Here is a 17,857-nt window from a genome sequence, read left to right as displayed (position 1 = left end):
AAAACCAACACCAAAAATTATGGATGATAATATTAAAACCATGGCCCGGACAGGATTTGTAGCCAAAGGGGTTGTGTATGGAATTATTGGAGTATTGACCTTTAAAGCCGCTTTTGATATGGGCGGTCAAAAAGCAGGGCAATTACAGGTTCTTGAGTTTCTTGAAAAACAGACCTTTGGAAATATCCTGCTTATTCTTATGGCACTGGGATTGGCCTGTTATGCGGCCTGGAGATTTGTACAGTCCATTAAAGATCCAGAAAATATTGGCGACGACAAGAAGGGTACGGCAAAACGTATTGCTTTTTTCTGTAGTGGGCTCCTGTACCTAGGGTTCGGTGTTCTTGCAGCCTTAAAGGCGTTTGGATCGGGTAGCGGAAGTTCCGGCTCTTCATCTGCCCAGCAATCTTCTTTTCTTGCAACAGATACAGGCCTCTGGATCATTGGAATAGTAGGTGCAGGTATTATTATCGCCGGAATCTTCCAAATTGTCAAGGCTTATAAAAATGATTATTATAAGAAATTTGGGCTTGCATCCATTGATGAAAAAAGGAGAGAAAGCATTAAAAAAACTGCTGAATTCGGCCTGACTGCCCGTGGCGTAATCTTATTAATCATTGGATTCTTCGCCATACAGGCAGCCGTAAATTCAAATCCTTCAGAGATTAAAACCACACAGGAAGCTTTCGCGTTTATTCAGGAATCTTCTTACGGAGCCTGGTTGATGGGGCTGGTGGCTGCAGGTCTTGTGGCTTATGCCGTCTATATGTTCCTAATGGCAAAATACAGAAGATTTCACGGCTAAAATTAGGGGTAATCCCCCAGAGGTTTTTAAAGATTTTAATCCTTATCTTTACCCATACCTTGAAATAGTTAGGTAAACTAATTAAAAAGGTATTTGTAAATTTTTGTTCAGAAAAAAGAAAAAGAGAGATTGGGGGATCTCTCTTTTTTATTGGTAACGGTCTGTTTTGTTAAAAGATAAAATTTACGGCCATCTTTGCATGCAAATTAGTGCTTTGCAACAATGGAAGATCTGTATCTTCATCATTAATTAAAATTGGCAGTTCGGTACAGCCCATAATAACCGCCTGGGCACCTTTTTCTTTCAGTAGTTGAATATGATCGAGAAAGAAAGATTTTGCAGATTCCGTAAACTTACCCTGTGTGAGTTCCGAAGCTATATATTGATGTATCTCATCCATAAAATCAACTTCCGGAGTAAGAACATCAATCCCAAAGTTTTCCTTGAGCCTCTTGTTCAGAAAATCCCCTTTCATGGTAGGGCGGGTTCCTAGCAGACCTAGTTTTTTGTAACCTTTACTCATAGCTTCCAGCCCTAAGGCATCAGCAATATGTAGTATTGGAATAGATATCTTTTTATGCACGTATTCATAAACAAGGTGTGGGGTATTGGCACATATTACTATGGCACGGGCGCCGGCAATTTCAAGTTTTCTGGCTATGTGTAAATAAGTAGTCTTGATTTTGTCTACATCATGCTCCCGCATTAATTCAACATTAAGACTGTAAAGTATGAGGGGAGGGTTTGACTGGGTTCCGGTTCTTTTCCCGGCCATCTCGTTGATGAGCCGGTAATATACTATGGTAGAATGCCAGGAGGTGCCACCAATTAAGCCTAAAGTACGCATGGTTGGTAAGTTTTTCTAAAGGTAATTATCTTGCTTTTGAGCAAGGCTGATCTATATCATTAAAAGCAAAAAAAGCATCCCAAAAGACGCTTTTTTTGATTCTAGTTTATTGTCTTTTTAATGGACAGAAATTGGATCTGCATCCCCATCTGGATCACCCAAGGCGTAACCACTTGTGGAAATATTTCCCAGTAGCCAAACCCCGGCTGTATGAGGTGCAGCCATGGAAGTTCCACTAATAGTATTATATCCTCCATCTTTCCAGGTTGATTTAACACTCACTCCCGGTGCAGCAAAATCTACAGGTGGATTACCCCAATTTGAAAAAGATGCGAAAGTATCACTGGAATTAATAGCTGAAATAGTAACGACGTTAGAGTGGTTGACCTTCGCAGGGGAAGAATTATTCGCATCTGCACCATCATTTCCTGCAGCAAGTGCAAATTTTATACCTGCCTCGGCAGCAGCAAGTACTGCATCATCCAAAGCCTGAGAAACGGGACCTCCCAAACTCATGTTCGCAACATCTCCCGGATTTCCATTGGCAGCTACGTGATTTACACCTGCTACGACTCCAGAATAAGAACCACTTCCCCGGCTGTCAAGAACTTTTACCGGTATAACAGTAGCTCCGGCAGCAACCCCTATGACTCCCACCGTATTATCCAGTGCCGCGATAGTTCCCGCAACGTGCGATCCATGGCCATTACCATCATCTAAAGACCCGCCGTCTTTTCCCGAAGTAAAAGCATTATAGCCAAGGGAAGCATCTACATTTAGGTCTTCATGATCAAGATCAATTCCAGTATCAATTACCCAGACTACACTGGTTCCTGTATAAGTTACACCACCATTTACGCGGCTAATTCCATAAGGGGTTTCCTGAGAGGAGGTTCCACCGTCATCACCTCCACCGTCATCTCCTTCTTCCGGAGGAGGACATGGACCTCCATTGGGAGTACCACAAGGAGGCGCAAGTGCAACGATTCGATCTTGTTCTACATAGGCAACGTCCTTGCTTTGGCTAAGCTTTAAAGCATCACTTTTTGACATTTTAAGGGCTACCCCGGAAAGAGCTGCACTGTATACTTTAATGACTTCTGCTCCTTTAACCTCGTTTATCATTAGAACATCCTGAGTTTTTTGCTGGACCTGTAAGCTATTAAGCCTGTGGTCTCCACTCATTTTGCCCGTTTCTCTGTACACCACAATGTACTGGTCCGGAATAACTTCAGAATACGATTGAGCTGCCTGAGGCTCTTCGGGGGGTGGTAATTCTCTCGCCTCGTCTTTCGAACATGACACCATTGCGGTAAGGGCTAATGCAGCCGCAAGACCTGAGTAGTACTTCTTTAAATTCATAGTAAATAGATTTGGTTAATATTAAAAGATTTCCCGAATCTATATTATTAAATCAATAAACGAAAGTATTTAACATCACTCCCTTCACATTTTTGTGGTTTTTAACTCCAATAATGTAATAAAAAAACTCGTTCTAGGGTTGTTAAAGTTTTTAGCAAACCCTTACTGCTACTGCTGAAGTAGGAAAGAAAAAAAGCAGAACTTTCTCAAATTCTGCCTTTTATAAGTTTAACATTTTTTGTAGGATTATTCTGTCTTTTCTCCTTCCCACTTCGAAAATCCTCCAATGAGATTATAAGTATTGCTAAAACCTTTTTGATCCATGATAGCGCAGGCTTGTGCACTTCTCTTCCCACTACGGCAGTAAACGTAAAAATTCTTACTCTTATCAAGTTTATCAATTTCATCGATGAATTCCTGCCCTTTATGGATGTCTATCACCTTTGCTCCGGGAATATATCCTTCCTCTACTTCCTCTTCGGTTCGAACATCGAGAATAACAGCCTTGTCATCCTGGGCAATTTTCTCTCTCCACTCTTCCTGATTTATTTCTTTCATATTCTAATTTTTTAAGTTCTTCTCACAAATATAAGAATCACCTGCTCTTTTTAAACCCATTTGATGTCCGGGATTTATCCTGTACGATAAAAAATTCCAAAAAATATTTTTTTAGAATTATTTCCCTTCTATATTTGCTGTTCAAATGAACCTGATAAACAAAAATAACTGGTGGTGGAAGTACTTACGTCAAACGTCGTGAGCAACACCTCCTGTAATCATATACAAAGGCTTGTCAATCACGACAAGCCTTTTTTTATGCCTGCATTTCAGTAAAACAAAAGAAAAAATGTACGAACTCAACACTACCTATAAAAAACTTCTGGCAGATACCTTTACACCTGTTAGTGTCTATCTACGCCTGCGGGATATTTTCCCAAACAGCCTGCTACTGGAAAGTAGTGACTATCACGGGAACGAAAACAGCTTTTCCTACATCTGCTGCAATCCTATCGCGGGGGTTAAGGTTGAAAAAGAACATTTTATAGAAACATTTCCAGACGGTACTTCCAGGGAGATTCCTATAACATCTCAATTTAATGTTCCTGCAGCCCTTCACGAATTTTCGCAAAAATTTAAAACTACAGGCCCCAACTTCAATTTTATTAACGAAGGACTTTTTGGATATATCGCTTATGACGGAGTTCAGTATTTTGAGAAGCTTAACCTTTCGAAGAAAAAAGAAGACCTGGAGATTCCCGAGATCAATTATTCGATATATCAAAACATTATTGCTATCAACCACTTCAACAACGAAGCTTACATTTTTGACCACAGCTATTCTTCAAAAAGTAATCTTGAACAAATAGAGCAGCTCCTTAAAGTAAAGAATTTTGCTTCCTATCCTTTTACTGCGGAAGGGGAACCTGCTTCAAACGAGACCGATGAAGGTTATCGTCAAATGGTTTTAAAAGCCAAGGAACACTGTCACCGCGGAGATGTATTTCAGCTGGTCCTCTCCCGAAGATTCTCTCAGGCATTTAAAGGCGATGAATTTAATGTCTATCGAGCACTGCGGAATGTGAATCCCTCTCCTTACCTGTTCTATTTTGACTACGGAAGTTTTAAGATCTTTGGAAGTTCGCCCGAAGCCCAACTGGTAGTAAAAGACGGAAAAGCCGAAATCCATCCCATTGCCGGGACTTTTAAACGAACCGGAAATGACGAACAGGATGCTGCCAGTGCAAAGATCCTTGCAGCCGATGAAAAAGAAAATGCCGAGCATGTAATGCTGGTTGATCTCGCCCGTAACGATCTAAGCCGCAGCAGCAAGGAAGTAAAAGTGGAGAATTACAAAGAGATCCAGTATTTCTCTCACGTGATCCACCTGGTGAGTAAAGTGACAGGGATCAAAAATAAAGATATAAGTACAATGCAAATGGTGGCCGATACTTTTCCCGCAGGAACTTTAAGTGGTGCCCCAAAACATAAGGCCATGCAGCTTATCGAAAAATATGAAAATGTAAACCGTGACTTCTATGGTGGTGCCATAGGTTTCATGGACTTCAACGGAAATTTTAACCATGCCATTATAATCAGGTCCTTCCTCAGCAAAAACCACCGCCTCTATTATCAGGCCGGTGCCGGAATAGTTTCGGGATCAACGCCCGAAGGGGAGCTACAGGAAGTTTATAATAAAATTGGAGCACTTAAAAAAGCATTGGAGTTGGCAGAAGAAATCTAAGCCTCCCCCGGCCCCTCCGAAGGAGGGGAGCAAATCAACCCGTCCTGGAGGCATCCCTTTTTGAAAAGAAGGGGAATTAAAAAAGTAGAAAAATGAAGAATAGCAAAAATAATAAAAACTCCCTCCCCATTGGGGAGGGTCGGGGTGGGGCTCCATCTGTCCTCGTCATAGACAATTACGATTCCTTTGTTTATAATCTCGTTCATTACCTCGAGGAGCTGGACTGTAAGGTCACTGTTCGAAGAAATGATGAACTGGACCTCGAGGAAATCGAGAAGTACGACAAGATCCTGCTCTCTCCGGGGCCGGGCATTCCGGAAGAAGCGGGATTACTTAAAAAGATCATCTCCACCTACGCTTCCAAAAAGAGTATTTTTGGGGTGTGTTTGGGACAGCAGGCCATTGGGGAGGTATTCGGAGGAAAATTGATCAATCTTACAGAAGTTCACCACGGAGTTTCATCAAAAATTAAACTCTGCGTGACAGATGAATTTTTATACGACCAGCTGGAGCCCGAATTGGAAGTCGGTCGTTATCATTCCTGGGTGGTAGACAAAGCTCTACCAGATTGTCTTGAAGCTACTTCCTATGACGATAACGGGGAGGTCATGTCCCTACGCCACCGTGACTTCGATGTACGGGGAGTTCAGTTTCATCCGGAATCAGTTTTAACGCCGCAGGGTAAAAAGATGATTGCCAATTGGATCAACAGCCCGATGAAAGCTTCAAAAAAAGAAAAAAATGATCAGCAACCTGAAATAAATTAAAAAATGAAAGCAATTTTAAACAGGCTGATCAACCACGAAACTATTTCTAAAGAAGAAGCCAGAAATGTACTGGTAAAAATTTCGGCCGGTGAGTTCAACGACAGTCAGATCGCTGCCTTTCTCACCGTTTACATGATGCGGAGCATTACCATTGAAGAGCTGGAAGGCTTCAGGGATGCCCTTTTGGAAATGTGCCTTTCCACAGATCTTGCACACTACGATCCTATCGATCTCTGCGGAACAGGTGGCGATGGCAAGGACACTTTTAATATCTCCACTCTCGCCTCCTTTGTGACGGCAGGCGCCGGAGTAAAAGTTGCGAAACACGGCAACTACGGAGTATCATCAGGCTGTGGAAGTTCAAATGTTATGGAACATCTGGGAATTAAATTCAGTAATGAGCAGAATTTTTTGGAGCGCTGTATGGAGGAAGCAGGAATCTGTTTTTTACACGCTGCCCTTTTCCACCCGGCGATGAAAAATGTTGCTCCCATTCGTAAACAGCTGGGAGTAAAAACTTTTTTTAATATGCTGGGTCCAATGGTGAATCCCGCATTTCCGAAGAACCAGGTGGTAGGCGTTTATAGCCTCGAACTTGCAAGAATGTATGCGTACCTTTACCAGAAAACAGATAAGAATTTTACCATTTTACACGCTCTTGATGGTTATGACGAAATCTCCCTTACCGGAAATACCAAAATGATCACCAATAATGCTGAAGCGATGCTACAACCGGCAGATTTTCAGCTGAAACCAATCAATGCAGGTGAGATTTCCGGGGGAAACACTGTGGAATCGGCAGCAGGGATCTTTATGAACGTGCTCAACAATAAAGGGACTGCAGCCCAGGAAAATGTGGTTTGTGCGAACGCGGCGGTAGCAATTGATACCGTAAAAAAATCCGGACTCGAAAATGCCTTTTTAGAGGCTAAAGAAAGTCTGCACTCGGGACGTGCTTTGGCCACCCTGCAAAAACTGCAGCAATTAAACTAAATAAGAATGAATATACTCGATAAAATAGCAGCCAGGAAAAGAGAAGAAGTAGCCTTTTTAAAGGAGGAAGTACCTGCTGAATCTCTTCAACTCCTGCCCCACTTTAGCCGTAAATGTATTTCTTTAAAAGAAAATCTTAAAAATTCTTCCACGGGAATAATTGCAGAATTTAAACGCCGCTCCCCTTCCCATCCTGAAATAAATCTTGAAGCCGACGCTGCCACAGTGACGGCAGGTTATGAAACTGCAGGTGCTTCAGGAATTTCGGTACTTACAGATGAGGAATTCTTTGGCGGAAGCCTTGATGATCTTGCCATAGCAAGAGAAACCGTAAAGCTGCCATTGCTTCGGAAGGATTTCATGATCGATGAATATCAAATCATTGAAGCCAAGGCCATGGGTGCAGATGTGATCCTGTTGATCGCTGCGATTCTCAAGCCAAAGGAAATTCAAAAGCTTTCCAAAAAAGCTAAAGATCTTGGTCTCGAGGTGCTTTTGGAAGTTCATAATGAAGAGGAACTTAAAAATGCCATTTTTGACACCGTTGATATGATAGGTGTAAACAACCGAAACCTGAAAACTTTTGAAGTCAATGTTCAGACCAGCAAAGACCTGGCGGATAAGATCCCAAACAAATTTGTCAAAATTTCCGAAAGCGGTATTAGTGAAACTTCAGCAATTCTGGAGCTTCAAAAATGCGGATTTCAGGGCTTTCTTATTGGAGGAAATTTTATGAAAACTGAAGATCCCGGAAAAAGTGCTTCAGAATTTATCCAGAAACTATAAAAAAAATCCAAATGAATCTGCAACTGAAGATATGCGGCATGCGGGAGCAGGAAAACCTGCGCCAGATTACAGCTTTACAGCCCAATTACGTAGGTCTTATTTTTTATAAAGATTCGCCACGCTATGTTTCAGAAGCAATTGAACATTTGGATTCTGAAATTAAGATTACCGGAGTTTTTGTAAATGCTTCCGAAGTAGAGATCCTTGAAAAAGCGGAAAATTATAACTTGGATGCTGTTCAGCTTCACGGAGAAGAATCTCCGGAAATATGTCAGAAATTAAAGGATACTTTCTCGAAATCTGGAAAACCTGTGGAGATCATCAAGGTCTTTGGAATGAAAGAAGTCTTTAATTTTGACCGCCTCAAGCCTTACGAAGGAATAGTAGATTTTTTCCTTTTTGACACCCGCGGAAAAAATAAAGGAGGAAACGGAGTCACATTTGACTGGGATCTATTAAAAGAATATCCCTCTTCTACTCCGTTTTTTCTTAGCGGCGGGATAGGACCCGAAGAAATTGAGGCTATAAAAAGGCTGTACAGCATCTTTAAAAATGAAGGAAATCAAGAGCTATTTTACGGTATTGATGTCAATAGTAAATTCGAAACAGCTCCCGCTGTAAAAGATCCTGAAGCTTTAAAACTTTTTAAGGAAGAGCTGTCTAAATAACATATTTATGAGTTATCAAGTAAATGAAAAAGGATATTACGGGGATTTTGGTGGCGCCTTTATTCCTGAAATGTTATACCCCAATGTAGAGGAACTCCGTTCCCGCTATCTGGACATCATGCAGGAAGAGGATTTCCAGAAGGAATTCCGACAGCTGCTGAAAAATTATGTAGGCCGGCCCACACCGCTCTATTTTGCTGAAAGGTTTAGCAAAAAATACAACACAAAAGTGTATTTAAAACGTGAAGATCTCTGCCATACCGGCGCTCATAAGGTGAATAACACTATCGGGCAGATCCTGATGGCAAAGCGCCTGGGCAAGAACCGTATCATCGCCGAAACCGGAGCAGGACAACATGGGGTTGCCACTGCAACTGTTTGTGCCCTTATGGGGATTGAATGTGTGGTGTATATGGGCGAGATCGACATTAAAAGACAGGCGCCAAATGTTGCCCGAATGAAAATGCTCGGTGCGAAGGTAGTGCCCGCAAAATCTGGCAGCCGAACTTTAAAAGATGCTACAAATGAAGCTATTCGGGACTGGATCAACAATCCTGTGGACACTCATTATATTATTGGATCTGTAGTGGGACCTCATCCTTATCCCGATATGGTTGCCCGATTCCAAAGTGTGGTTTCTGAAGAGGTTAAGAAACAACTGCAGGAAAAAGAAGGTCGCGAAGCACCAGATCATGTTGTGGCCTGTGTAGGCGGAGGCAGTAATGCTGCCGGCCTTTATTATCATTATCTCGACAATGAAAAGGTTAATATCATTGCCGTAGAGGCCGCCGGAGAAGGCGTCCTCACGGGAAAAAGCGCCGCAACTTCTGCTTTGGGTCGCGAAGGAATCATCCACGGAAGCAAGACCCTTCTTATGCAGACAGATGACGGACAGATCACAGAACCTTATTCCATTTCTGCCGGACTCGATTATCCGGGTGTAGGTCCTATGCACGCAAACCTGTTTAGGACCGGCCGCGGAGAATTCATTTCCATTACCGATGAAGAGGCAATGAAAGCAGGCCTGGACCTTTGTAAACTGGAAGGGATCATTCCCGCTATAGAAACAGCCCACGCTTTAGCTATTTTTGACAAACGAAAGTTTGAAAAAGATGAAGTGGTGGTGGTAAATCTTTCCGGTCGCGGGGATAAGGATCTGAATACTTACATTGAACATTTTAATTTGTAAAAAAACAGACCTCACAGGTTTTAAAAACCTGTGAGGTCTCAATCTGAGATATGAACAGAATCAAACAAAAACTTCAGGAAAATCCTTCAAAAAAGCTGCTTTCCATCTACTTTACCGCAGGTTATCCTGAACCCGAAGACACAGTTAGTATTTTGCTGGAATTGCAGAACAGCGGCGTTGACATGGTGGAAATAGGCTTGCCGTTCAGTGATCCGCTTGCCGATGGTCCTGTGATCCAGAGAAGTTCGGAAGCTGCTTTAAAGAGCGGAATGACCACCACCAGGCTATTTAATCAGCTGGAAAATAATCGGGAAGCAATTGATATTCCTTTGTTAATAATGGGATATTTTAATCCTATTCTTCAGTACGGCGTGGAGAAATTCTGCCGCAAGTGCAGTGAAATTGGTATTGACGGACTTATTATTCCGGATCTTCCGCTGGAAGAATATCAATTGCAATACAAAGAGATTTTTCAGCAGTATGATCTCCTTCCGGTGTTTCTTATTACTCCTCAAACTTCCGAAGAAAGAATAAAAGAGATCGACAGTGCATCAGACGGATTTATTTATATGGTGAGCACTGCTGCAGTCACGGGAGGAAAAAAAGGTTTTGGAGAAGAACAAAAGAAGTATTTCCACCGGGTGTCAAAAATGGGATTAAAGAACCCTCTTATTGTCGGTTTTGGGATAAAGGACAGGGAGACTTTTCAACAAGCTACAGCCGAAACGAACGGGGCTATAATTGGAAGTGCATTTATTAAACAACTGAATGATCACGGCACTTCCGGGATCTCTAATTTTATTAAAACCATAAGATAATCATCTCTCTTATTAACAGTGCTTTAATAGAGCTTGGGTAATGATTTTCTTATCTTGAAAAGAACTTAAAAACTAAAGTTATGGGACGCATAGAAGATAAACATGATAAAAGAAAAAGACGCAGTGATAATGATCCCTTAAGTGGAGAATTAGGAAACCGTGATAGAGAAACCAATGAGTTTGATATTGAAAAAGATACTATAAAAGATCAGCAGAACAAAAAGTAATGGGTAAGGGTGAAAAAAATACCAAGGGAGGTAAGACTCCGCTCAATACTTTTGGTAAGCTACGACCTAAAAGAGGAAAATTTACTACAAAACCTCAGCAAATAAAAAATCCTCTTGAAAAAGAAAGCGCCTAGTCTTCAAAAAACCGGCGATACTGCAAGACCCTGAAATCAATTGTATTGAATTCAGGGTTTTGTTTTTTTAAATGCTTGTAGAGCTCCATACTCCCAATTGCCCTGTTTGCTGATCCTGAAGGGGCAGTAAGAGAAACTGTGTTAATAGAACGTCCATCAAGTAGGAACTGGTGCACCCGCGGCACATCATTTGATATTACTTTAATCTTTATATCCTGTTCTTTTAATAACTTCCTGAAAAAGAACTCCGGTCCGTTTTTACTGTTACCACCTGTGAACAGTAACGTGTCGATCTTCTCGTTTTCTTTTAAAATGCCTACAAGATCCCGCAATTCAACATGAAGCATCCCAAGGTCAGACGCATCTACTTTATCCCTTCTGCAGCTCTCCACAGTATCACAGATCCCAATGCCTTTGCGAGCCAGAAATTCTTTGCGTTGTTTCACAGCTTCGGGCGTATTTTCAAACTTAAGATCAAGATTAAAGATCCTGTCAATAATTTGCCATAACATACCATCCCTGCTCCCGTAACAAAAATCCACATCCCCTTCTTTTAACTCCCTTGTTGTAAAACGCGGTGGCGGTAAGGTGCCGACGATGAGTTTTGTCGCGTTTTCTGGGATGAAGGGTCTATAAGGATGGGTATGGTGGAATAATTCAGAATTCAAGGTTCAAGATTTAAAATTTTCAATATTTATTGTCAGCATGGTTGCTAATTCCATATCGTGGTCAGCACAGATTAAAAATCCGCGCAATCTGATCAAAATTTAAATTCTACAAGAAATTCCAAGTCTTGGCTCCTGGTTCTTGGCTCTTGGTTCATTTCCCAATTACTTCAAAACTACTACAAGGTCATCCGCATAAACCATGTCACCTTCTTTGAGGATGATCTTGTCGACTTCTCCGGAAGCGTTGGCCGTGATGGTTGTTTCCATCTTCATGGCTTCGATCACAAACAACGGCTGATTCTTTTCCACCTTTTGCCCCGGCTCCACCTGAATATTGGATAATGCGCCTTGCAACGGGGCTCCTACTTGCTTTTTGTCATCTTTGTCAACCTTTTGATGGACAACTTTTTCCACTTTCACCGATTCATCTTTCACCTCAACCGCCCTGGTTTGGCCGTTCACCTTAAAGAAAACTTTGGCCATTCCGTCTTCATCGGTTTCCCCAATAGAAAGGAACTCGATCAAAAGGGTTTTACCCCGGTCAAGGTCTACAATGATCTCTTCTCCCGGCTCCATTCCGTAGAAGAAATTCTTAGTGGGGATATTCATAACGCCACCAAATTCCACCTGATGATTATAGAAATCTGTAAAAACTTTTGGATATAATTTATAGGAAAGGAAATCTGTTATCTCTACATCCCTTCCCATGCCTTCTCCAAAGGTCTTTTCAAATTCAGCAAACTCTTTTTCGAAATCGATAGGTTCTAAATGAGCGTTGGGTCTTTCGGTGTATGGTTTTTCATCTTTCAGAACAATTTTTTGAATTTTTTCGGGGAATCCACCGTAAGGCTGACCAAGATCTCCTCTAAAGAAACTCTTTACAGATTGCGGGAAAGAAATGTCCTCTCCTTTTTCCAGTACGTCTTCAATTGAAAGATTATTGCTTACTAAATACTGCGCCATATCTCCAACTACCTTTGAACTTGGCGTAACTTTTATAATATCACCAAAAAGCTTATTAACTTTGCTGTACATCTCAGTAATCTCGTGGAACCGGTCTGCCAGTCCAAGACTTTCTGCCTGCGGTTTTAAGTTAGAATATTGTCCCCCGGGAATTTCGTGCTTATAGACCTCACCAGATCCTGCCTTTAGTCCCGATTCGAACGGGTAGTAATAACGTCTTACTGCCTCCCAGTACTGGGAATATTCATTTAACTTATCAGTATTAAAAGTTCTGCCCCGGTCATGGAACCTTAGCATTTCAACAATGGAGTTGAAATTTGGCTGCGATGTAAGTCCTGACAGCCCACCAATTGCCACGTCTACTACATCGACCCCGGCTTCTATAGCCTTAAGATAAGTGGCCGCCTGTATGGATGAAGTGTCGTGAGTGTGTAAATGAATCGGAACATTTATTCTGGATTTAAGTGCCGATACCAATTCAAAAGCAGCATCGGGCTTTAAAATCCCGGCCATGTCTTTAATTCCGATTATATGAGCTCCTGCGTTCTCAATATCTTTCCCCAACTGAACATAGTACTCGAGGTTGTATTTGGTTTCTTTAGGATTCATTAGGTCTCCCGTGTAGCAAATAGTTCCTTCTGCCAGCCCGTTAGTACGATTTCGTACATGTTCAATACAGGGCGCAATTGACTTCATCCAGTTAAGGCTGTCAAAGATCCTGAAAACATCTACTCCGTTTTCCCAGGCCTGTTCTACAAATTTTTCAATAAGATTATCGGGATAGGCAGTATAGCCCACTCCGTTGGAACCACGCAACAGCATTTGCATCAAAACATTAGGCATAGCGGCACGAAGCCTTCTCAATCTTTCCCAGGGATCTTCTTTTAAAAAACGCATACATACATCAAAGGTTGCGCCTCCCCATATTTCCATACTGAAAACTTCCGGATGGTTTCGTGCAAAACCTTCAGCCACTTTTTCCATGTCATAGGTACGCATACGGGTGGCCAGAAGACTCTGGTGTGCATCGCGCATAGTAGTATCAGTAAAATGTACTTTGCCTTCATGTAACAACCATCGGGAAAATTTTTCGGGTCCAAATTCAGTTAAAAGGTTTTTAGTTCCTTTTGGATAACCGCCATCGTCCTTAAAAGAAGGGACTACAGGTGCAATAAACTTTTTCTTTTCAGGGTTTTTGACGTCTTCATTACCATTGATGATCACGTCTCCCAGGAACTTCACCATCTTAGTCGCCCTGTTGCGGGTCTTCTTGATTTGAAAAAGTTCCGGATGTTCTTTAATAAAATTCACTGTCACATCTCCCTGCCTAAAGGTTTGGTGCGCCAGGATATTATCAAGAAATCCAATGTTGGTCATCACTCCTCTTATCCTGAATTCGGCCAGTGCTCTGCGCATTTTTCGGCAGGCACCATCGAGAGTACGGCTGCTGGCTGAAACTTTTACCAGCATAGAATCAAAGAAGGGAGAAACTTTTACTCCCTGATATATACTTCCCGCATCAAGCCTAATTCCAAAACCTGAAGCACTTCTATAGGTTGTAATTGTGCCATAATCGGGTTTGAAATCGTTGGTAGGATCTTCGGTAGTAATTCGGCATTGTAATGCATAGCCACTGATCTTGATAGATTCCTGGCTTTCAATTTTGATCTGTTTATCACTGAGTTTGTAACCGCCTGCAATGAAGAGCTGGGCTTTCACAAGATCAATATTGGTTATGATCTCCGTAACGGTATGTTCCACCTGTATGCGCGGATTCACCTCAATAAAAAAGATCTCTCCACTTTTATCTACAAGGAATTCTACGGTTCCAATATTGTTGTAGTCCACAGCCTTACACAGTTTGACCGCATAATCGTAAAGATTCTGTTTTACTTTTTCGTCAAGGTCCATGGAGGGAGCGAATTCGATCACCTTTTGATACCTCCGCTGTACTGAACAATCCCGTTCAAAAAGGTGCACCAGGTTGCCATGATGGTCCCCTACAATTTGAATTTCAATATGCTTAGGATCTTCCACGAATTTCTCCAGGAAAACCGTGTCATCCCCAAAAGCATTTTTGGCTTCTCTCCTTGATTCATTAAAACCATTCTTCAGGTCATCCTCAGATCGAATAACCCGCATTCCGCGGCCACCTCCACCCGATGCTGCTTTCAGCATCACCGGATATCCAATTTTTTCAGCTTCTTCCAGTGCTATCTCTACAGTCGTAAGGTCTTTCTCATTACTCCGTATTACCGGAATATCATTTTTTACAGCAACTTCCTTGGCTTTGACCTTATCTCCTAAAGATTTGAGAACAGAAACTTTTGGTCCTATGAAAATTATATCATTTTCCTCACATTGTCTCGCAAATTCGGCATTTTCAGATAGAAATCCGTAACCGGGATGAATGGCGTCAACTCCATTTTTTTTAGCCACTTTAATAATACCATCTACGTCCAGGTAAGGTTTAAGAGGGTCTTTGTCTGCCCCTATCTGGTACGCCTCATCGGCCTTGTATCTGTGAAGGGAGTAGCGATCCTCGAAGGTATAGATCCCCACGGTTCTCAGACCAATCTCTGTACATGCTCTAAAAATTCGTATGGCTATTTCTCCTCTGTTCGCTACTAAAACCTTTTTAATTTTCATTTTCTGAAGTTGCTTTTAATAATTAATGGTGTTTCTGAAGGCTCCTCAAAAATGGCATTTTTGGAACCTCATCTAATTTCAGAAATTAAAAAGAAAAAAGCGGTGTCACACCGCTTTTTTAAATACTTTAACAATAAACTGCTTCTGAAGTTACCTAGTAAAAACAGGCTCGTTTTCGTTTGAAGTTTCTTCAGCCGAAAAGAGGTAGCCGTCATAGTCAAATGCTTTAAGTTCATCAAGCGTCTGTGCCTCTGTCTCAATAATATATCTTGCCATAGAACCCCTGGCTTTCTTCGCAAAAAAGCTGATGATCTTTAATTTTCCATTTTTAAAGTCTTTAAATACCGGTGAAATTACCGGCGCTTTAAGGTTAGCAGTATCTACAGCCTTAAAATATTCCTGACTCGCAAGGTTCACGAATAACTCATCTTCACCGAGTTCTTTATTTAAAAACTCTGTCACTTTTTCCTGCCATACTGCGTAAAGATTCTTTTTGCGACCTACAGGTAAAGACGTTCCCATCTCCAGGCGGTATGGCTGAATTAGATCCAGCGGTCTCAAAATTCCGTAGTACCCGGAAAGGATCCGCAAGGAATCCTGCATAAAATCGATTTTTTCGAGAGGAATGGTATATGCATCAAGACCTGTATACACATCCCCGTCAAAAGCATAAGCTGCGGGACGCGAATTTTGTTTGGTATGTTCTTCAGAAAACTCCTGGTAACGGTTATAATTAAGATCGGCTAACTTATCGCTGATATCCATAAGATCTGCAATCTCTTTTTTCGACATTCTTGCCAGTTTCCGGTTAATAGTAGCGGTGGTCTCGAGAAAAGAAGGTTGAGTGCCTCTGGTAGTTGGTAGTTTAGATTGGTAATCAAGGGTCTTGGCGGGGGATACAACTATTTTCATGGAATTTTCTTAGATAGTTTTTCTTTTACCTCTCAAAAATATTAAATCCCGACAAGATTTCCTGACGGGATCGTTTTTTCCTGTTGATGGGCTTATCAAAAAACTCTATTCGTCAATGAATTCCTTTTGGTTTTTTGCATAATTCCTCCACCGTTCAATACAATCCTGTATATCCTGCGGAACAGGAGAATCGAATCTTAGCCATTCCCCGGTTTCGGGATGTTTGAAGCCGAGGGTTTTGGCATGCAGCGCCTGCCTTGGCAAAACCTTAAAACAATTCTCTACGAACTGCTTGTATTTTGTAAAAGTTGTTCCCTTCAGGATTTTGTCTCCACCGTACCGCTCATCGTTAAATAGCGTATGACCAATGTGCTTCATATGAACCCTTATCTGGTGGGTACGTCCTGTCTCAAGTTGACAGGAAACCAAAGTTACATATCCAAACCTTTCAAGGACCTTAAAATGCGTTACTGCGGGTTTACCTTTTTCTTCATCCTCTCCCAGATAAACGGTATTCTGAAGCCGGTTCTTTGGGTGACGCCCTATGTTCCCTTCAACAATCCTTTCATCCTCTTCTACGTTACCCCAAACCAAGGCAACATACTCCCGCTCACTACTTTTGTCAAAAAATTGTTTTGCCAGTTTTGTCATCGCTCTTTCTGTCTTTGCAACGACCAAAAGTCCGCTCGTATCTTTATCGATCCTGTGCACCAATCCTGGGCGTTCATCACTGTTCTGCGGCAGGTTATCGAAGTGGTAAAGCAGGGCATTAATGAGCGTACCGCTGTAGTTCCCATGACCGGGGTGCACAACCATTCCCGCCGGTTTATTTACAATGAGAAGGGAATCATCTTCATAAACTATATCCAACGGAATATTTTCGGGAGTGAGAAGAAATTCATAAGGTGGATGTTCAAACAGCACCTGTACCACGTCTCCCGGTTTTACTTTGTAATTTGACTTTACCGGTACTTCATTAACGTGAATATTTCCATCTTTTGCTGCAGTTTGTATCTTGTTCCTGGTAGCTTTCTCAATGTAATTCATCAGGAATTTATCCACCCTTAAAGGCTGCTGTCCTTTATCGGCTACAAACCTGTGATGCTCATACAACTCATCATCATTCTCGTCGGTCTCAGGATTTGTATTATCAGAAATCATATTCTTCGTCTTCCAGGTCATTTAAAATTTGCTCTTCGGCTGTAGGTTCCTCCTCCTCATCCATGCCATACCTCAGGGAGCCATCTGCCAATACAAGGTCAATTTTGGAAGTTTTCATTATTTTCATTCCCGGCTCCAGCAGTTGTCCCCGGTGACGCATTTCGAGTACCACTTCTTTGGCAACATCTGGTTTATAAGTAATTGTTCCTATTTCAAAACCCAACGAGCGCAAAGTTGGCTCTACCTGTCGGCGGGTTCTGCCGATAAGTTTTTCGGGAATTTCAACTTTTGTAAATCCTGAAGGGTTCAGTGTCAAATAAATTTTTCTGTTCTCCTTCACCTCTTTCCCCGGAAGCGGAACCTGGTCGATCACCGAATATGGAGGAAAATCGGGATTATAATTTGCAGAATCCAGGATCTCCCTGCGCAGGTCCAATTCTGTAAGCCGTTCATCCACCTTATCCAGGGACAAACGTTCAAGATTGGGCACTGTTATTCTTTGATCCTGATTAGTAGAATAATCCAACCATTGCAGCATAATAAAAGCAATCAAAACCACCGCAAATACTGCCAAAACCAACTGGATGAGAAAGGTTTTGCTAAATAAAAATCGGAAAAAACTCATAGGTCAATTTAAAAAACAAAGATATAAAAACAGGTGGGTTT

Annotated in this window: 18 protein-coding genes; 10 read left to right on the top strand and 8 right to left on the bottom strand. The window is 41.7% G+C overall.

Translation table 11 applies throughout. The features are described 5' to 3' along the window. Positions 1–19: 19 nt before the first annotated feature. Entirely contained in the window at positions 20–805 is a 786-nt protein-coding gene (locus tag H148_RS0115365) for a DUF1206 domain-containing protein (RefSeq protein ID WP_037325447.1), read from the top strand. A gap of 169 nt (positions 806–974) precedes the next feature. Here H148_RS0115365 and H148_RS0115360 read toward each other — a convergent pair whose 3' ends face one another. The 3 genes from H148_RS0115360 to H148_RS0115350 all read right to left on the bottom strand — a co-directional run bounded on the left by H148_RS0115360 (position 975) and on the right by H148_RS0115350 (position 3,572). Beyond that, a complete protein-coding gene (locus H148_RS0115360; RefSeq protein ID WP_029035595.1) occupies positions 975–1,652 on the bottom strand; it encodes an aspartate/glutamate racemase family protein in 678 nt (225 codons plus the stop codon). A gap of 117 nt (positions 1,653–1,769) precedes the next feature. Further along, entirely contained in the window at positions 1,770–3,014 is a 1,245-nt protein-coding gene (locus H148_RS0115355) for a S8 family serine peptidase (protein WP_029035594.1), read from the bottom strand. A 246-nt stretch (positions 3,015–3,260) separates the two neighbouring features. After that, positions 3,261–3,572: a rhodanese-like domain-containing protein gene (locus tag H148_RS0115350; RefSeq protein ID WP_029035593.1), complete on the bottom strand. Its 312-nt coding sequence runs from the start codon at positions 3,570–3,572 to the stop codon at positions 3,261–3,263. A gap of 289 nt (positions 3,573–3,861) precedes the next feature. Between H148_RS0115350 and H148_RS0115345 the strand changes: the two genes are divergently transcribed. From H148_RS0115345 to H148_RS19060, 9 genes are all read left to right on the top strand, one after another. After that, a complete protein-coding gene (locus H148_RS0115345) occupies positions 3,862–5,256 on the top strand; it encodes an anthranilate synthase component I family protein (RefSeq protein WP_029035592.1) in 1,395 nt (464 codons plus the stop codon). A 92-nt stretch (positions 5,257–5,348) separates the two neighbouring features. Continuing rightward, complete coding sequence (locus tag H148_RS0115340) at positions 5,349–6,023, top strand: anthranilate synthase component II (protein ID WP_083961702.1); 675 nt, start codon at positions 5,349–5,351, stop codon at positions 6,021–6,023. Between the two features lie 3 nt (positions 6,024–6,026). Next, positions 6,027–7,016: an anthranilate phosphoribosyltransferase gene (gene trpD, locus H148_RS0115335; RefSeq protein ID WP_029035590.1), complete on the top strand. Its 990-nt coding sequence runs from the start codon at positions 6,027–6,029 to the stop codon at positions 7,014–7,016. A gap of 6 nt (positions 7,017–7,022) precedes the next feature. After that, positions 7,023–7,802, top strand: a complete 780-nt coding sequence (gene trpC, locus H148_RS0115330) for an indole-3-glycerol phosphate synthase TrpC (RefSeq protein ID WP_029035589.1) — start codon at positions 7,023–7,025, stop codon at positions 7,800–7,802. A gap of 11 nt (positions 7,803–7,813) precedes the next feature. After that, on the top strand, positions 7,814–8,470 hold the full coding sequence (locus H148_RS0115325) for a phosphoribosylanthranilate isomerase (protein ID WP_037325446.1): 657 nt from the start codon (positions 7,814–7,816) through the stop codon (positions 8,468–8,470). 7 nt (positions 8,471–8,477) lie between these two features. Then, a complete protein-coding gene (gene trpB, locus H148_RS0115320; RefSeq protein WP_029035587.1) occupies positions 8,478–9,659 on the top strand; it encodes a tryptophan synthase subunit beta in 1,182 nt (393 codons plus the stop codon). Between the two features lie 50 nt (positions 9,660–9,709). Beyond that, positions 9,710–10,477, top strand: coding sequence for a tryptophan synthase subunit alpha (gene trpA, locus H148_RS0115315; protein WP_029035586.1), 768 nt, complete (start codon positions 9,710–9,712; stop codon positions 10,475–10,477). Between the two features lie 80 nt (positions 10,478–10,557). Beyond that, on the top strand, positions 10,558–10,704 hold the full coding sequence (locus H148_RS18715; protein WP_169578581.1) for a hypothetical protein: 147 nt from the start codon (positions 10,558–10,560) through the stop codon (positions 10,702–10,704). After that, positions 10,704–10,838, top strand: coding sequence for a 30S ribosomal protein THX (locus H148_RS19060; protein WP_083961700.1), 135 nt, complete (start codon positions 10,704–10,706; stop codon positions 10,836–10,838). Before H148_RS18715 ends, H148_RS19060 begins: the two co-directional genes overlap by 1 nt. On the opposite strand, the gene H148_RS0115300 is transcribed toward H148_RS19060, so the two are convergent. The 5 genes from H148_RS0115300 to H148_RS0115280 all read right to left on the bottom strand — a co-directional run bounded on the left by H148_RS0115300 (position 10,835) and on the right by H148_RS0115280 (position 17,816). Further along, positions 10,835–11,506, bottom strand: coding sequence for a uracil-DNA glycosylase family protein (locus H148_RS0115300; RefSeq protein WP_029035585.1), 672 nt, complete (start codon positions 11,504–11,506; stop codon positions 10,835–10,837). The two genes, H148_RS19060 and H148_RS0115300, sit on opposite strands and share 4 nt — an antisense overlap. Positions 11,507–11,668: 162 nt before the next feature. Further along, positions 11,669–15,118 carry a pyruvate carboxylase gene (locus H148_RS0115295; protein WP_029035584.1) on the bottom strand — a complete coding sequence of 1,150 codons (3,450 nt, stop codon included), beginning with the start codon at positions 15,116–15,118 and terminating at the stop codon, positions 11,669–11,671. Positions 15,119–15,268: 150 nt separating this feature from the next. After that, positions 15,269–16,030: a peroxide stress protein YaaA gene (yaaA, locus tag H148_RS0115290; protein ID WP_029035583.1), complete on the bottom strand. Its 762-nt coding sequence runs from the start codon at positions 16,028–16,030 to the stop codon at positions 15,269–15,271. A 105-nt stretch (positions 16,031–16,135) separates the two neighbouring features. Beyond that, positions 16,136–17,212: an RluA family pseudouridine synthase gene (locus H148_RS0115285; RefSeq protein ID WP_029035582.1), complete on the bottom strand. Its 1,077-nt coding sequence runs from the start codon at positions 17,210–17,212 to the stop codon at positions 16,136–16,138. Continuing rightward, positions 17,181–17,816 carry a PASTA domain-containing protein gene (locus tag H148_RS0115280; protein WP_029035581.1) on the bottom strand — a complete coding sequence of 212 codons (636 nt, stop codon included), beginning with the start codon at positions 17,814–17,816 and terminating at the stop codon, positions 17,181–17,183. Before H148_RS0115280 ends, H148_RS0115285 begins: the two co-directional genes overlap by 32 nt. Positions 17,817–17,857: the final 41 nt, after the last annotated feature.

This window comes from Salinimicrobium terrae DSM 17865 (assembly GCF_000424665.1).
In the GTDB taxonomy this organism is placed as follows: Bacteria; Bacteroidota; Bacteroidia; order Flavobacteriales; family Flavobacteriaceae; genus Salinimicrobium; species Salinimicrobium terrae.
This window is presented reverse-complemented; position numbering and strand designations above follow the sequence as displayed.

What these genes read in the sequence shown, in the direction of transcription:
- H148_RS18715 (WP_169578581.1), top strand. Translation starts at nt 10,558, where the DNA reads ATGGGACGCATAGAAGATAAACATGATAAAAGAAAAAGACGCAGTGAT.
- H148_RS19060 (WP_083961700.1), top strand. Translation starts at nt 10,704, where the DNA reads ATGGGTAAGGGTGAAAAAAATACCAAGGGAGGTAAGACTCCGCTCAAT.
- trpC (WP_029035589.1), top strand. Translation starts at nt 7,023, where the DNA reads ATGAATATACTCGATAAAATAGCAGCCAGGAAAAGAGAAGAAGTAGCC.
- H148_RS0115360 (WP_029035595.1), bottom strand. Translation starts at nt 1,652, where the DNA reads ATGCGTACTTTAGGCTTAATTGGTGGCACCTCCTGGCATTCTACCATA.
- trpA (WP_029035586.1), top strand. Translation starts at nt 9,710, where the DNA reads ATGAACAGAATCAAACAAAAACTTCAGGAAAATCCTTCAAAAAAGCTG.
- yaaA (WP_029035583.1), bottom strand. Translation starts at nt 16,030, where the DNA reads ATGAAAATAGTTGTATCCCCCGCCAAGACCCTTGATTACCAATCTAAA.
- H148_RS0115285 (WP_029035582.1), bottom strand. Translation starts at nt 17,212, where the DNA reads ATGACCTGGAAGACGAAGAATATGATTTCTGATAATACAAATCCTGAG.
- H148_RS0115355 (WP_029035594.1), bottom strand. Translation starts at nt 3,014, where the DNA reads ATGAATTTAAAGAAGTACTACTCAGGTCTTGCGGCTGCATTAGCCCTT.
- H148_RS0115340 (WP_083961702.1), top strand. Translation starts at nt 5,349, where the DNA reads ATGAAGAATAGCAAAAATAATAAAAACTCCCTCCCCATTGGGGAGGGT.
- trpB (WP_029035587.1), top strand. Translation starts at nt 8,478, where the DNA reads ATGAGTTATCAAGTAAATGAAAAAGGATATTACGGGGATTTTGGTGGC.
- H148_RS0115365 (WP_037325447.1), top strand. Translation starts at nt 20, where the DNA reads ATGGATGATAATATTAAAACCATGGCCCGGACAGGATTTGTAGCCAAA.
- H148_RS0115280 (WP_029035581.1), bottom strand. Translation starts at nt 17,816, where the DNA reads ATGAGTTTTTTCCGATTTTTATTTAGCAAAACCTTTCTCATCCAGTTG.
- H148_RS0115345 (WP_029035592.1), top strand. Translation starts at nt 3,862, where the DNA reads ATGTACGAACTCAACACTACCTATAAAAAACTTCTGGCAGATACCTTT.
- H148_RS0115325 (WP_037325446.1), top strand. Translation starts at nt 7,814, where the DNA reads ATGAATCTGCAACTGAAGATATGCGGCATGCGGGAGCAGGAAAACCTG.
- trpD (WP_029035590.1), top strand. Translation starts at nt 6,027, where the DNA reads ATGAAAGCAATTTTAAACAGGCTGATCAACCACGAAACTATTTCTAAA.
- H148_RS0115295 (WP_029035584.1), bottom strand. Translation starts at nt 15,118, where the DNA reads ATGAAAATTAAAAAGGTTTTAGTAGCGAACAGAGGAGAAATAGCCATA.
- H148_RS0115350 (WP_029035593.1), bottom strand. Translation starts at nt 3,572, where the DNA reads ATGAAAGAAATAAATCAGGAAGAGTGGAGAGAGAAAATTGCCCAGGAT.